This window comes from Haloplanus salinarum, assembly GCF_024498175.1.
GTDB classification, from domain to species: Archaea; Halobacteriota; Halobacteria; order Halobacteriales; family Haloferacaceae; genus Haloplanus; species Haloplanus salinarum.
On record NZ_CP101823.1, the window covers coordinates 908365 to 921957 of the forward strand.

Below are 13593 nucleotides of genomic sequence, written 5' to 3' on the forward strand. Positions count from 1 at the left end.
GTGGGGTGGTACCGTCCCCCGGGAGCCCCTCCACCGTGAGTCACGTTTGCATCAAGGACGACCGTCTGCACCGAACCGTGCCCGTCGAGTCCACCGTCGGGACAATAGAGATCGATCTCTCGGGCGAGGAAAACACCGTCGTGCTGCCCGCCGAGGCGCCGGTGACGATCGAGTACCGGTAGCTACGGGACCTGGATCTGCTCTTCGGCTTCGAGCAGTTCGTGATACCGGTTGCGGATGGTGACCTCGCTGATGTTGGCCACCTCGCTGACCTCGCTCTGGGTCACCTTCTCGTTGGTGAGGAGGGCGGCGGCGTAGATGGCGGCGGCCGCGAGGCCGACCGGACTCTTGCCGCTGTGGACGCCCTGCTCCTTGGCGGTCTTCAGCAGATCGCGGGCGCGGCGCTCCGACTCGTCCGAGAGATCGAGTTCGGAGGCAAAGCGCGGGACGTACTGTTCGGGGTCGGCGGGCTGGATCTCGAGACCGAGTTCGCGGACGACGTAGCGGTACGTGCGGGCGATCTCGTCTTTCTCGACGCGGGAGACGGTGGCGATCTCGTCGAGGCTTCGTGGGGTGCCGGCCTGGCGCGCGGCGGCGTACAGCGCGCTGGTGGCGACGCCCTCGATCGATCGGCCGGGTAGGAGGTCGTCGGCGAGCGCGCGGCGGTAGATGACGCTCGCGGTCTCGCGGACGTTCTCGGGCAGGCCGAGCGCCGAGGCCATGCGATCGATCTCGCCGAGGGCCTGTTTGAGGTTGCGCTCCTTCGAGTCACGGGTGCGGAACCGCTCGTTCCAGGTCCGCAGGCGCTGCATCTTCTCGCGCTGGCGCGACGAGAGGGTCTTGCCGTAGGCGTCCTTGTCCTGCCAGCCGATGTTCGTCGACAGCCCCTTGTCGTGCATCATCTGGGTCGTCGGGGCACCCACGCGGGACTTCTGGTCTTTCTCCTTGGAGTCGAAGGCGCGCCACTCGGGGCCGTGGTCGATCTCGTCCTCCTCGACGACGAGTCCACAGTCGGCACACACGGTCTCGCCGTGTTCGGTGTCGGTGGCGAGTTGCCCGCCACACTCCGGACAGCGCAACTGCTCGCTGTCCCCGTCGGTACTTTCCGTCTCGTCCTCGCTTTCGCGCGCGCGTGCGCGCTCGGTCGTGTAGCCGCGTACGCTATCGGTCATTGGTTGGTATCGGTGAGCAAAACGGCTCTATACAGAAAATAGTCGTCCGAAGATATTTAAATCTGGCGGAATGGGAGAACGGGACGACGACGTCCGGATGTCCCCGTCCGATCGCGTGACACGGGATTGATCCGTCCGCGGAACGTGCCCGGAGACGTGACTCACACTCCCGACGAGATCCCGATGACGGTCATCAGCGGTCCGCTCGGCGCGGGGAAGACGACACTGGTCAACAACCTGCTGAACGACCCCGGCGACCGACGGATCGCCGTCGTCGTCAACGACATGGGCGAGGTGAACGTCGACGCCGAACTGCTGGACGACACGGCCGAGGACGGAATCGTCGACCTCTCGAACGGCTGTATCTGCTGTCGACTGCAGGACGACCTCGTGACTGCGGTGACCCGTCTCGCCGACGAACGCGACTTCGACTACCTCGTCGTCGAGGCCTCGGGGATCAGCGAACCGATCCCCATCGCGCGGACGCTGACCGAGGGGACCGACGGCGGCAGCCTCCCCGACCGGTTCCGCCTCGATACGACCGTCTCGGTGATCGACGCCTACGGGTTCTGGAAGGCCTTCGACCCAGCGGCCTCGCTCCCGGACGGCGCGCCTACCCCCGAGCGACCGCTGACGGAGGTCCTCGTCGATCAGATCGAGTTCTGTGACGTCCTCCTGTTGAACAAGTGTGACACGGTCCCGGACGACGAACTCGACGCCGTCGAGGCGTCGGTCCGGGAACTCCAACCCCGGGCGACGATCCACCGGACGACGTATTCGGAGATCGACCCGGCGGCGGTACTCGACACCGGGCGCTTCGACTTCGAGGCGGCCCGGCGCCGGCAGGGGTGGAAGCGGGCGCTCGCCGCGGCCGAGGGGAGTGACGGCCACGGCCACGACCACGACGACGGCGCGGCCGCCGCTCACGGCGTCGAGTCGTTCGTCTACCGCCGCGAACGGCCGTTCGACCCCGAACGTTTCGACGGCTGGCTGGACGAGTGGGTGGGCGACGTGGTCCGTCTGAAGGGGTTCGCGTGGGTGGCGAGTCGTCCGGGGACCGTCCTCGGCGTGAGCCAGGCCGGGCCGGCGGTCCAGGCCGGACCGATCGGCGAGTGGGGCGACGACGACCCCGCGACGCGACTCGTCGTCATCGGCCGTGACCTCGACGTCGACGCGATGACCGCGGCGCTCGACGAGTGCCTGTCGAACGAGTCGGACGGGGTCGTGGCCGCGGACGACCCCTTCCCGCGGGAGTCCTAGGCGCCGAGGCCGACGTCCTCGCGGAGGTCGTCCCACGCTTCGTGGAAGCCGTAGGTCGACTCGGACTCGGCCTGCATCGCCGTCCGGTAGGTCTCGTCGTACGAGAGCAGTTGCGTCCAGCCGTCGTGGAGTCGGTAGCTACAGTACTGGCACATATGATCGAAGAGTCGGAGCGTGGTAATAGGCGTGTCGCGTGTGCTTACGGCTCCAGCAGCACCTTCGTCACGCCCTCTTCCCGGTTGTCGAAGGCCTCGTACATCTCCGGGGCGTCCTCCAGGCCGACGCGGTGGGAGACGACCCAGCTGGGGTCGGCGCGACCGGCAATGATCATGTCGCGGAGTTCGCGGTTGTACTCCTTGACGTTACACTGGCCGGTGCCGAGCGCCTGGCCCTTCTCGAAGAGGAGGCCGAAGTCGATCCCGAGTCGGCCCTGGGCCGCCATCTCGTCCGGCGCACCGGGGTCCTCCGGCACGTAGAGTCCCGGAATCCCGAGTTCGCCGGTCGGCTTTACCGTCCGGATCAGGTTGTTGATGACGACCGCGGGGTTCTCACGGGCCGGGTCGTAGGCGCCGTCGCCCTCCTTATCGGGGTCGACAGCCTGGTAGCCGACGGCGTCGACGCCCTTGTCGACGCCACCACCGTGCAGGTCCTTGATCTGCTCGACGGGGTCGCCCTCCTCGAAGTTGATCGCCGTCGCGTCGCAGTGTTCCTCGGCGAGTTCGAGCCGGCTCGGCACGCGGTCGACGACGTAGATGTCGGCGGCTCCCTTGAGCTTCGCGCTGTACGCAGCCATCAGGCCGACCGGACCGGCGCCGTAGATGGCGACCGAGTCGCCGGCTTCGAGGTTGGCGAGTTCGGTGCCGTGCCACCCCGTCGGGAAGATGTCCGCGAGGAGCGCAAAGGAGTCCTCGTGGGCGTCGCCCTCGGGGAGCTTCAGCGCGTTGAAGTCGGCGTAGGGGATGCGAAGCTTCTCCGCCTGTCCGCCCTTGTACGGACCCATAGCGACGTAGCCGTACGCGCCGCCGGCGAAGCCGGGGTTGACGTTCGTACAGAACCCGGTGAAGCCCTCTTCGCAGTTCTCACAGTGTCCACACGCCACGTTGAACGGGGCGACGACGCGGTCGCCCACCTCGAGGCTCGACACCGCGTCGCCGGTCTCGGTGACGATGCCCATGTTCTCGTGACCGAAGACGATGCCCGGTTCCGCGGCCGTCCGCCCCTCGTACATGTGGAGGTCGGAGCCACAGATACACGTCGTCGTGATGTCGATGACGACGTCGTTGGGGTGTTCGATCTCCGGCCCGTCGACTTCCTCGACCGCGACCTCGTGGGGGCCCTTGTAGACGACGGCGTTCATCGACATCAGTCGCTCGCCTCCACGTGTGCGTCACCGCGGATCGACTCCCACTGATCGACGCCCGCCTCCGCGACTTCCATGTCCTGTTCGACGGCGCCGCCGGAGACGCCGAAGGCGCCGACGACGTTCCCCTCGTCGTCGAAGAGCGGATAGCCCCCGCCGAAGATGACCATCCGCCCCTCGTCGGTCGACTGGAGCCCGTACAGCGAGTTGCCGGGCTCGGACGGCTCCGCGAGTTCGTGTGTCGGCATGTCGAGCGCCGCCGAGGTGTAGGCCTTGTTTCGCGAGATGGAGACCGACGCGAGCCACGCGCCGTCCATCCGGCGCTGTGCGACGAGGTTCCCCTCGCTGTTCGTCACCGCGATGACCATCGGGTTGTCGATCTCCTCGGCCTTCCGCTCCGCCGCGTCGATCAACTCCTTTGCAGTGTCGAGAGTGATGGATTGAACCATTACGGATTGAGTCTCGCTCCCGACGATGATAAACATTCGCCTTTACGCAATCAGGATAACAATTAAATGGGTGAAATAGTGTAAAGTCATCTCGAATGGCCATAGATCCCATTAGAAGGCGCAAAAACGGGGAATAGACGAATATCGGCACTCGCATCGTGAGACTATTTCCGAACACCGGTGTAATCGGAGTAAACGAAACGCCTTACAAATTGTCCGTCAGCGCGATCGGAGATAACGACGCTAGCGCGCGGTTTTTTGGGCAGCCTAAATAAATCCTCTCTTCGTTCACCGATGGGGATCGCGGTAGGACCCGCCGAGCACGTCGCCGGGGCTCGGCTACGGGACGTGTCGGACCGGGAGGGGAGCGGCGACGGTCGCCGGGTTAGAGGTCGAAGTGTTCGGCGGCCGTCTCCATGTCCTTGTCGCCGCGCCCCGAGAGGTTCACGAGGATGCTGTCGTGTTCGCCGCGTTCGGCGAGTTCGATGGCCAGCGCCACGCCGTGACTCGATTCGAGGGCGGGGATGATCCCCTCCGTTTCGGAGAGTTCGCGGAAGGCCGCGAGCGCCTCGTCGTCGGTGACGGCGGTGTACTCGGCGCGCCCGGCGGCCCGGAACATGGCGTGTTCGGGGCCGACGCCCGGGTAGTCGAGGCCGGCGGAGACCGAGTGGACCTCGGTGCCGTCGTCGATGACGCGCGTCTTCATCCCGTGGATGACCTCGTCCTCGCCCTCGGCGAGAGGGGCGGCGTGGCGGCCGGAGCCCTGGCCCTCGCCGCCGCCCTCCGCGCCGTAGAAGGCGACGTCGTCGTCGCGGAGGGGATGGAAGAGGCCGATAGCGTTGGATCCGCCGCCGACGCAGGCGACCGCCACGTCGGGCAGGGAGCCGGTGCGGTCGAGGATCTGTTCGCGGGCCTCCTCGCCGATGACCGACTGGAAGTCCCGGACCATCCGCGGGAACGGATCGGGACCGACGACGCTCCCCACGAGATAGTGGGTGTCCTCGACGTTCGCGGCCATGTCCTCCAGCGCGGCGTCGACGGCGTCGGCGAGGCCCGCCCCGCCGCGGGTCACCTCGTTGACCGTCGCCCCCATCAGCCGCATCCGGAAGACGTTCATCTTCTGGCGCTCGACGTCCTTTTTCCCCATGTAGATCTCGGTATCCAGATCGAGGAGGGCACCGGCCATCGCCGTCGCCGTCCCGTGTTGGCCGGCCCCCGTCTCGGCGATGAGGCGGTCCTTGCCCGCCCGCTTCGCGAGCAACGCCTGGCCGAGGGTGTTGTTGATCTTGTGGGCGCCGCCGTGGAGCAGGTCCTCCCGCTTGAGGTAGATGTCGGCGCCGTACCGCTCGCTGAGGTTGCGGGCGTAGTACAGCGGCGTGGGCCGCCCGGCGAACGTCTCCAGGAGGTCCCGGAGGTCCGCCTGGAACGACTCCGTACCCGCCACCTCGTCGTAGGCGTTCGCGAGGTGTTCGAGGGGCTCTTCGAGCATGTCGGGGACGTGACGACCGCCGTAGCCGTCGAAGGTTCCGTCGGCCATGGGCGTCGGATGCTCGCTCGGGGCACATAAACGCTACTGGCCGACGGTCGCCGCTGGGCCGCCGCTCGACCGGTGGACCGAAACCCTTAGTGCCGGCCCGGAAGTGGCCACACACATGAGCGAGACGCCCGTCGATCCCGACGAGGTCCGCCACACCGCGGATCTGGCCCGGATCGACCTGGACGAGGACGAGGTGGAGCGGTTCACCGAGCAGTTCTCCGACGTTCTCTCCTACTTCGATACCCTCGACGACGTGCCGGAGGTCGACGCCGAGGCCGACCTGGTGAACGTCATGCGCGCCGACGAGGTGCGTGACGGGCTCTCACAGGAGGAGGCCCTGGGGAACGCCCCCGAGACCGAGGACGGCTACTTCAAGGGGCCGAGCGTCTCATGAGCGTCGACGCCTTCATCACCGAGACGACGGTCGAGGGCGACGACGACGGACCGCTCGCCGACCGGACCGTAGCGATTAAGGACAACATCTCGACGGCGGGCGTCCGGACCACCTGCGGCTCCGAGATGCTCGCCGACTACGTTCCCCCCTACGACGCGACGGTCGTCGAACGGCTCAAGGGCGCCGGCGCGACGCTCGTCGGCAAGACCAACATGGACGAGTTCGGGATGGGGACGACGACCGAGACGTCGGCGTTCGGGCCGACGCGCAACCCGGTCGACGAGTCCCGGGTCCCCGGGGGGTCCTCGGGCGGCAGCGCCGCGGCCGTCGCCGCCGGCGAGGCCGACGTCGCCCTCGGGAGCGACACCGGCGGCTCCGTCCGCTGTCCGGCGGCGTTCTGTGGCGTCGTCGGCATCAAGCCCACCTACGGGCTGGTCTCCCGGTACGGGCTGGTGGCCTACGCCAACTCCCTGGAACAGATCGGCCCGCTGGCCCCGACCGTCGAGGAGGCCGCCGAGGTCCTCGAGGTGATCGCCGGTCCCGACGACCGCGACGCGACGACCCGCGAGGCGGGCGCCGACGCCGACTACGCGAGCGCCGCCGACGGCGACGTCGAGGGGCTCTCGGTCGGCGTCCCGACCGAGTTGATCGAGGGGGCCGACGAGCGGGTCGTCGAGCGGTTCGAGGCGACGCTCGACGACCTGAAAGCACAGGGCGCGGAGACCCACGAGGTGAGCCTCCCCTCCGTCGAGCACGCGGTCCAGGCCTACTACGTGATCGCCATGTCCGAGGCGTCCTCGAACCTCGCGCGGTTCGACGGCGTGCGCTACGGTCCGGAGACCGACGCCGAGGGCAACTGGAACGAGACCTTCGCCCGCGTCCGCGAGGAGGGCTTCGGCGACGAGGTGAAACGCCGCATCCTCCTCGGCACGTACGCCCTGTCGGCCGGCTACCACGACAAGTACTACGCGAAGGCACAGGACGCCCGCGCGTGGCTCAAACGGGACTTCGACGAGGCGCTGGCCGAGGCGGACGTGCTCGCGTCGCCGACGATGCCAGTCCTCCCCTTCGAACTCGGCGAGAGCCTCGACGACCCGCTCCAGATGTACCTCGCGGACGCCAACACGGTGCCGGTGAACCTGGCGAACCTCCCGGCCATCTCCGTGCCCGCGGGACGGGCCGACGGCCTCCCCGTCGGCTTCCAGTTGATCGGCCCGGCCTTCGGCGAGCGCGACATCGTCCGGGCGGCGAGCGCCGTCGAGAACTGAACCATCCGGTCCGCAGTCCGGCTAGTTATCGATCGTGGTAGGAGTACTGGGGAGTGTCACACGCGACGGGCGTCCCGATCCGACGACGACGCGTTCCCCCCGGAGCCGCGCCGTGTCGGCGTCGACGAACGTCAACGCCGTAACCGTGATCGGGAAGCCCACCAGAACCCGCGTCCCGTGACGGTATAACGTTACGCCCCGAGTTCTCAATGCTGATATCGGGGGGCGGCGGCCGGAACCGACGGGTGCTCAGTTCGCGTCGAGGCTCGCCCCACCCGCCCGCGCTATCCGACCATCGTGGCCCCCGACCGTCACAGCTCCGGGGTCACCTCGTCCGCGACGCAGGCGTCGAGGAAGGCGACGACGTGATCCACCGGCTGGATCACCGTGTCCCCGCGCGGGGTGATGAGGTTCCCATCACGAGTGATAGCGCCGATGACGACGCCCTCGGGGAGGTCGGCGACCGACTCGTGGATCGGCCGACCGGCGAGGACGCTCGCGTCGTCCACCTCGACTTCCACCACCTCGGCTCGGTCGCTCTCGATGATGGCGACGTTCTCCGCGCCGCCGTCGCGGGTGAATCGAGTGATCTCCTCGGCCACCACCTCGCGGGGGTTGATCCCCACGTCGACGCCCACGGTCTCGAACAGTTCGACGTACGCCGGGGTGTCGATGACCGCGACGGTCCGCTCGACGCCGAGGCGGCGCGCCAGCAGCGACACCAGCAGGTTCTTCTCGTCGGAGTCGAGCGCCGCGACCATGAAGTCGGCGTCGCCGACGTGTTCGCGCTCCAGGAAGTCGATGTCCGTGGCGTCGCTCTCCATCACCACGGTGTTCGGGAGGTCCTCCGCCAGTTGCCGGGCGCGTTCGGTGTCCCGTTCGATCAGCCGCGGCTTGAACCCCCGCTCGCCGAGCAGTCGGGCGACGTGATAGCCGATCTCGCTCCCGCCGACGATGACGACCTCCTCCGCGGTCCCGGGGCGCTCGTTCGGCGCGATGGTGGTCGCGAACCCCCGAACCGACTCGGGACTCCCGATCACGACCACGCGGTCACCTTCGCCGAGGTTCGTGTCCCCGCGCGCGATCTCCACCTCGTCGTCCCGGAGGACGGCGGCGAAGGTGAGGCTCTCGAAGCGGTCGGCCTCGGCGATCGACTGGTCGGTTACCGGACTGCCAGCGGGGATCTCGAACTCCGCCATCTGGACGTGTCCGTCGGCGAAGGAGTCCACGTCGCGGGCGGCCGGGATGCCGACCACCCGGACGATGGACTCCGCCGCGAGCAGGTTCGTACAGACCATGAAGTCGACGCCGAACGCTCCCTGTGAGCGCTCCCAGGTCCGCAGGTACTCCGTGTTCTTGACGCGGGCGACGGTGAAGGAGTCGCTCACCGCGCGCGCCGTCGAACAGATGACGATGTTCGTCTCGTCGTTGTCGGTGCTGGCGATGACCATGTCGGCCTCGTCGATGTCGGCCTCCTCCAGCGTCGACAGCGCGGTGCCGTCACCCTGAACGGTCAACACGTCGAGCGAGTACGCCAGATCCTCGGTCCGGTCGCCGTCGCGGTCCACGACGACGATGTCGTGTGCGTTCGCGAGGTCGGCTGCGATGCTCGATCCGACCTGTCCGGCGCCGACGACGATTATGTGCACGCTTCGACGCTCCCGAGTGACATACCGTCCCCTCCACGGGCCCGCGGCTTCATGATTTCGCTTCTCGTACGGATTGTTGTAACTGTGTTCCGGTGGGTCGCCAGGACAGTCCGGCGACCTACCGGTACTGACTCACAATAAACAGTCTCAGCGCTCACCCGGCGCCTCGTGGACGACGAGTTCGGCGTCGCGCCGCCGCCCTTCCACGTCGGCGACGATCCGTTCGACCACGCGTTCGGCCTCCGCGACGAGCACCGGTTTCACCTTCTCGACGACCCAGTCGAGGGAGACGAACCGCGGCAGATCCAGCATCTCTCCGCCGACGGAGCCGGGATCGAACTCGACTTCGAGGTGGACGCGACACGCCGGTCCCGTCGCGTCCGGCACCGTCTCGGGGACGTCGTCGAGGGGATCGACCCGCCACCGCCCCTTGGCGTCGAGGTCCTCGGTCACCCGCCAGTCCAGCCGGGTCGGCGGCTCGGCATCGCTCACCTCGGTGTGGGCGGTGTAGGAGAGCTTCCACCACGAGAACCGCAGCCGATACCGGGTGCCCGGCGAGCCGTCGCCGTCGGCCTCCACCTCGGTCAGATACTCCGAATACCTGGCGTATCGCGGGAAGTCGACGAGGAAGTCGTACACCTCCTCGGTCGACAGGCAGACGACCGTACTGACGTGGATACGGTCCACGTGGGATCCACGGACCGTGGCGTGGTAATACTGCCGGCTGTCCCAACCGGCCTCCCACGGTGGTGGATCTCGCGAGCGACGGCCGGCGGTGGGAGCGTCGCTCGGGTCGGGGGCCGCCACGCGCCCCCCGGCGCCGACCCTTAAGACCCTCGCCACGAAAGTGCGGACGAATGCTCGAGGGAACGCACGTCGCGCTCGGGGTGACGGGTAGCATCGCGGCGGTGAAGACGGTGGAACTCGCCCACGAACTCCGTCGCCACGGCGCGCGCGTCAGAGCCGTGACGACCGACGCCGCCCGTGGGATCGTCCACCCGTGGGCACTCCAGTTCGCCACCGACACCCGGCCGGTGACGGAACTGACTGGCGCGGTCGAACACGTCGAGCTCTGTGGGCGCGAGGGGTGGGCGGACGTCCTGTTGATCGCCCCGGCCACCGCGAACACCGTCGGCAAGGTGGCCGCGGCCGTCGACGACACGCCCGTGACGACGTGTGCGACGACGGCCCTCGGCGCGGACGTGCCGGTCGTCGTCGCGCCCGCGATGCACGAACCGATGTACGACCACCCGGGGGTCCTCGACGCCATCGACCGCGTCGAGTCCTGGGGCGTCGACTTCGTCGACCCGCGGATCGAGGAGGGGAAGGCCAAGATCGCGAGCGAGGACGCCATCGTCACCGCCGTCGCGCGGGCGACGACCCCCGATCCGCTCGCCGGCCGGCACGTCGTCGTCACGAGCGGCGCGACCACGGAGTCGGTCGACCCCATCCGGACGCTCTCGAACCGCGCCTCCGGGCGCACCGGGCGGGCGGTCGCCCGCGCCTGTCACGTCCGCGGTGCCGACGTGACGCTCGTCCACGACGGCCCGGCCGTCCACTACGCCGACGTGCGCGCCGTCGAGAGCGCGGCGGAGATGATCGACGCCGTATCGGCGGCGGTCGCGGGCGACGACCCGGCCGACGCCCTCGTCTCGGCCGCCGCCATCTCCGATTTCACGGTCGAGCGCGCCGGCGAGAAGATCCGCTCGGGCGAGCCGATCACCCTCGAACTGGAACCGACGCCGAAGCTCCTCGACGCCGTGCGTGCCGACCACCCCGGCCTCGCGATGGTCGGGTTCAAGGCGGAGACCGGCGGCGACGACGAGGCGATGATCGAGCGGGCTCGACGCCTCCGGGACCGTGTCGACCTGGCGTTCGTCGTCGCCAACGACGCGTCGGTGATGGGGGGTGACGACACCCGGGCGCTGGTGGTCGACGCGGACGACGTGGATCGGTTCCGGGGCTCGAAGGGCGGCCTGGGCCGGCGGGTCGCCGACCGTCTCGCGACGACCCTCGACTGACGGATCGACGGCCGCGTAGGGACGCTCGCCGGCCGTATAGCAATAGTTATGAAAGCGGAACCGAACGCTACACGATGATACGAATGCACGGGAGAGCCACCGCTCGGGTCGCCGGAGGTCGACCGCCCGATGGCGGGTGAAGGCGGACGCGACGTACTCGTCCCGGTCGGTGACTCGGAGACGTTGCGGCGGACGGTGACGTACGCGGTCGAACGAGCTTACGCGTCGGTCACCGAAGACGCGGACGAGGGCGAGGTGACGGTCGACACCGTGGGGACGCCGCTCACGCTCCACTTCGTCTACCCCGCGCGCTGGCGCACCGTCGAGGCCGACCCGGCGGACGTCGAGTCCGCGCGGACGCTGCTGGACCGGGTCGTCGCCTGGGCACGTGAGGACCTCGACGGGTTGACCGCCGAGGACGCCCCCGAGACCGTCGTCTTCGAGTCGTCCATCGTCGGGACGAACGAGTACGTCTTCAGCCCCGGCGACTTCGCCGACGTCATCGCGGGCTACGCCGCGGCGAACGACGTCCAGCGGGTCGTCGTCGATCCGTCCTTTCGTCCCGGCGGGAGCGCTCCGATCCTGCGCTCCTTCGAGGCGGAACTCGCGGACCGGGGCTTCGACGTACTGGAGGCGCCGGTCACCCGCCGGACGCGGCGGAGCCTCCCCTTTACCGCCATCGGCCTCCCCGAGTTCTTCGTGGTCTTCTCCGCGTCCTTCCTGTTTTACCTGGCGCTCGGCGGGTGGCACGTCACCGACCCGTACGAACTGATCACGGGCGTCGCCACGGCCGGGGTGGTGGCGGTCACCCTCGCTAGCGTGGCACTCAAAGGCGAGGTGCCGAACCTGCGGTTCGTCGCCGCCACGCTCGCCCGGCTGGCGGCGTACACGCCGATCCTGCTCTGGGAGATCGCGAAGGCGAACGTCGCGCTCGCGTACGTGGTGTTGCATCCGCGTCTCCCCATCGACCCGCGGATGGTCGAGTTCGACGCCGCGGTCTGGGGCGACATGCCCGTCACCACGCTCGCCAACTCGATCACGCTGACACCGGGGACGCTGACGGTCGACGTGAGCCGCCAGCACTTCCTCGTCCACGCGCTGATCCCCGACGCGGAGACGGACCTCCTCGACGGGAAACTCGAACGACTCGTCCGCTTCGTCTTCTACGGCCGCGAGTCGGCACGCATCGCCTCGCCGCGCGAACGGCTCGACGACCGGGAGGGTGAGTCGTGACGCCGTTCCTCCTCGCGGCCGCCGGCGGCCCCGACGTCACCGTCTCCGCGACGTTGTCGTCGATCCTCCTCGCCGCGGCCGCGGCCTTCACGCTGTTCGCGGTGGTCCTCCTCTACCGGGTCGTCCGCGGCCCGACCACGCAGGACCGCATCGTCGCCATCAACGTCGTCGGGACGAACACCGTCATCGTCATCGCGCTGGTGAGCGTCGCCCTCGGCGAGTACGGCTACCTCGACGTGGCTCTGGTGTACGGCCTGCTCAACTTCGTCATGAGCATCGCCGTCTCGAAGATCACCGTCGAGTGGGGTGGTGTCCTGTGACGCCGATCGAGATCCTGGCGGCGGTTTTCGTCGTCGTCGGGACCTTCTTCGGCTTCGTCGCCACCGTCGGCCTCGTCCGCCTGCCCGGCCTCTACGCCCGCCTGCACGCGGCGTCGAAAAGCGACACCCTCGGCTCGGTCCTGTCGCTTGCCGGTATCGCCATCGTCCTCGGTGTGAGCACCGAGTCGCTGAAGCTCGTCTTCCTGTTGCTCTTCCTGTTCGTGACGAGCCCGACGGCCGCCCACGCCATCGCCCGCGCCGCCAAGGAGGAGGGGATCGAACCGACCGGCGAGGACGCCCGGATCGGCGACGAGGGAGGTGAGTCGTGAGCCTCTCCGTCCCCGTCGCGGTCGTCCTCCTGTTCATGCTGGGGAGCGCGCTCGCGGCCGCCGTCATCCGCGACGTGGTCGGCAGCATCGTCGCCTTCGCCGGCTACAGCTTCGGCGTCGCCGTCCTCTGGGCGTTCCTCCGGGCCCCCGACGTCGCGCTCACGGAGGCGGCCGTCGGCGCCGGGATCACGACGGTCCTCTTCTTGCTCACCATCGCCCGGACGACGGTCACCCGCTCCGAGCGGTTCGAGGGGATCGGCCTCCGCTCCGGGCTGGCGGTCGTCGCCGTCGTCGTCACGGTCGGCGCGACGGTGCCGGCGCTCCCCGCGGTCGGCGATCCGTCGGCCCCGGTCCTCGCCGGCGAGGTGAGCCAGCACTACCTCTCCAACGCCTACGACGACACCGGCGTGACGAACGTCGTCACGGCCGTCCTCGTCGGCTACCGTGGCTTCGACACCCTCGGCGAGGTGGCCGTCGTCTTCGCCGCCGGCATCGCCATGTTGCTCGTCCTCCGACGGGAGGCGTTCGTATGAGCGACCGTGACCCGACCCCAGACCCGGCGGCCGACTCCGAACGCGCCGGCGACGACGACGACCGGCCC

Annotated in this window: 16 protein-coding genes; 9 read left to right on the forward strand and 7 right to left on the reverse strand. The window is 68.7% G+C overall.

The features are described 5' to 3' along the window. The first annotated feature begins 35 nt into the window (after nt 1-35). Complete coding sequence (locus NO364_RS04820) at nt 36-182, forward strand: hypothetical protein (protein WP_199243727.1); 147 nt, start codon at nt 36-38, stop codon at nt 180-182. On the opposite strand, the gene NO364_RS04825 is transcribed toward NO364_RS04820, so the two are convergent. Next, the gene (locus tag NO364_RS04825; protein ID WP_157688296.1) at nt 183-1172 is read right to left on the reverse strand and encodes a transcription initiation factor IIB; all 990 of its coding nucleotides are present in this window, start codon (nt 1170-1172) and stop codon (nt 183-185) included. 183 nt (nt 1173-1355) lie between these two features. On the opposite strand from NO364_RS04825, the gene NO364_RS04830 reads away from it, so the two are divergent. Further along, nucleotides 1356-2432: a CobW family GTP-binding protein gene (locus NO364_RS04830; protein WP_257629143.1), complete on the forward strand. Its 1077-nt coding sequence runs from the start codon at nt 1356-1358 to the stop codon at nt 2430-2432. Here the strand turns inward: NO364_RS04830 and NO364_RS04835 are convergent. The 4 genes from NO364_RS04835 to trpB all read right to left on the reverse strand — a co-directional run bounded on the left by NO364_RS04835 (nt 2429) and on the right by trpB (nt 5778). Next, on the reverse strand, nt 2429-2587 hold the full coding sequence (locus tag NO364_RS04835) for a hypothetical protein (RefSeq protein WP_199243728.1): 159 nt from the start codon (nt 2585-2587) through the stop codon (nt 2429-2431). The genes NO364_RS04830 and NO364_RS04835 overlap by 4 nt on opposite strands. Before the next feature lie 44 nt (nt 2588-2631). Beyond that, complete coding sequence (locus NO364_RS04840) at nt 2632-3789, reverse strand: glutathione-independent formaldehyde dehydrogenase (RefSeq protein ID WP_257629144.1); 1158 nt, start codon at nt 3787-3789, stop codon at nt 2632-2634. A 5-nt stretch (nt 3790-3794) separates the two neighbouring features. After that, nucleotides 3795-4241: a GlcG/HbpS family heme-binding protein gene (locus NO364_RS04845; protein WP_157688297.1), complete on the reverse strand. Its 447-nt coding sequence runs from the start codon at nt 4239-4241 to the stop codon at nt 3795-3797. Between the two features lie 385 nt (nt 4242-4626). Next, nucleotides 4627-5778: a tryptophan synthase subunit beta gene (trpB, locus tag NO364_RS04850; protein WP_157688298.1), complete on the reverse strand. Its 1152-nt coding sequence runs from the start codon at nt 5776-5778 to the stop codon at nt 4627-4629. Between the two features lie 115 nt (nt 5779-5893). Between trpB and gatC the strand changes: the two genes are divergently transcribed. Further along, nucleotides 5894-6172, forward strand: a complete 279-nt coding sequence (gene gatC / locus NO364_RS04855; protein ID WP_157688299.1) for an Asp-tRNA(Asn)/Glu-tRNA(Gln) amidotransferase subunit GatC — start codon at nt 5894-5896, stop codon at nt 6170-6172. Next, nucleotides 6169-7440 (forward strand): Asp-tRNA(Asn)/Glu-tRNA(Gln) amidotransferase subunit GatA, encoded by a 1272-nt coding sequence (gene gatA / locus NO364_RS04860; protein ID WP_257628680.1) that lies wholly within the window; start codon nt 6169-6171, stop codon nt 7438-7440. The genes gatC and gatA overlap by 4 nt, the downstream gene beginning before the upstream one ends. A gap of 311 nt (nt 7441-7751) precedes the next feature. Here gatA and trkA read toward each other — a convergent pair whose 3' ends face one another. Beyond that, nucleotides 7752-9089 carry a Trk system potassium transporter TrkA gene (gene trkA, locus NO364_RS04865; RefSeq protein WP_157688301.1) on the reverse strand — a complete coding sequence of 446 codons (1338 nt, stop codon included), beginning with the start codon at nt 9087-9089 and terminating at the stop codon, nt 7752-7754. Nucleotides 9090-9236: 147 nt separating this feature from the next. Continuing rightward, nucleotides 9237-9776: a type II toxin-antitoxin system RatA family toxin gene (locus NO364_RS04870; protein ID WP_157688302.1), complete on the reverse strand. Its 540-nt coding sequence runs from the start codon at nt 9774-9776 to the stop codon at nt 9237-9239. A 170-nt stretch (nt 9777-9946) separates the two neighbouring features. Here NO364_RS04870 and coaBC point away from each other — a divergent pair, with 170 nt between their 5' ends. The 5 genes from coaBC (at nt 9947) to NO364_RS04895 (ending at nt 13525) form a co-directional block, all read left to right on the forward strand. Further along, on the forward strand, nt 9947-11110 hold the full coding sequence (gene coaBC, locus NO364_RS04875; protein WP_257628681.1) for a bifunctional phosphopantothenoylcysteine decarboxylase/phosphopantothenate--cysteine ligase CoaBC: 1164 nt from the start codon (nt 9947-9949) through the stop codon (nt 11108-11110). A gap of 129 nt (nt 11111-11239) precedes the next feature. Further along, nucleotides 11240-12343, forward strand: coding sequence for a monovalent cation/H+ antiporter subunit E (locus NO364_RS04880; protein WP_257628682.1), 1104 nt, complete (start codon nt 11240-11242; stop codon nt 12341-12343). A 53-nt stretch (nt 12344-12396) separates the two neighbouring features. Continuing rightward, on the forward strand, nt 12397-12663 hold the full coding sequence (locus NO364_RS04885) for a monovalent cation/H+ antiporter complex subunit F (RefSeq protein WP_233255340.1): 267 nt from the start codon (nt 12397-12399) through the stop codon (nt 12661-12663). Then, entirely contained in the window at nt 12660-12992 is a 333-nt protein-coding gene (gene mnhG, locus NO364_RS04890) for a monovalent cation/H(+) antiporter subunit G (protein WP_257628683.1), read from the forward strand. The genes NO364_RS04885 and mnhG overlap by 4 nt, the downstream gene beginning before the upstream one ends. Beyond that, the gene (locus NO364_RS04895; RefSeq protein WP_157688307.1) at nt 12989-13525 is read left to right on the forward strand and encodes a DUF4040 domain-containing protein; all 537 of its coding nucleotides are present in this window, start codon (nt 12989-12991) and stop codon (nt 13523-13525) included. Before mnhG ends, NO364_RS04895 begins: the two co-directional genes overlap by 4 nt. Nucleotides 13526-13593 lie beyond the last annotated feature (68 nt).

Bases quoted from the DNA above. Each gene is read 5' to 3' on its own strand.
- NO364_RS04825 (WP_157688296.1), bottom strand. From the start codon at position 1,172: ATGACCGATAGCGTACGCGGCTACACGACCGAGCGCGCACGCGCGCGC.
- NO364_RS04830 (WP_257629143.1), top strand. From the start codon at position 1,356: ATGACGGTCATCAGCGGTCCGCTCGGCGCGGGGAAGACGACACTGGTC.
- NO364_RS04835 (WP_199243728.1), bottom strand. From the start codon at position 2,587: ATGTGCCAGTACTGTAGCTACCGACTCCACGACGGCTGGACGCAACTG.
- NO364_RS04840 (WP_257629144.1), bottom strand. From the start codon at position 3,789: ATGAACGCCGTCGTCTACAAGGGCCCCCACGAGGTCGCGGTCGAGGAA.
- NO364_RS04845 (WP_157688297.1), bottom strand. From the start codon at position 4,241: ATGGTTCAATCCATCACTCTCGACACTGCAAAGGAGTTGATCGACGCG.
- trpB (WP_157688298.1), bottom strand. From the start codon at position 5,778: ATGGCCGACGGAACCTTCGACGGCTACGGCGGTCGTCACGTCCCCGAC.
- gatC (WP_157688299.1), top strand. From the start codon at position 5,894: ATGAGCGAGACGCCCGTCGATCCCGACGAGGTCCGCCACACCGCGGAT.
- gatA (WP_257628680.1), top strand. From the start codon at position 6,169: ATGAGCGTCGACGCCTTCATCACCGAGACGACGGTCGAGGGCGACGAC.
- coaBC (WP_257628681.1), top strand. From the start codon at position 9,947: ATGCTCGAGGGAACGCACGTCGCGCTCGGGGTGACGGGTAGCATCGCG.
- NO364_RS04880 (WP_257628682.1), top strand. From the start codon at position 11,240: ATGGCGGGTGAAGGCGGACGCGACGTACTCGTCCCGGTCGGTGACTCG.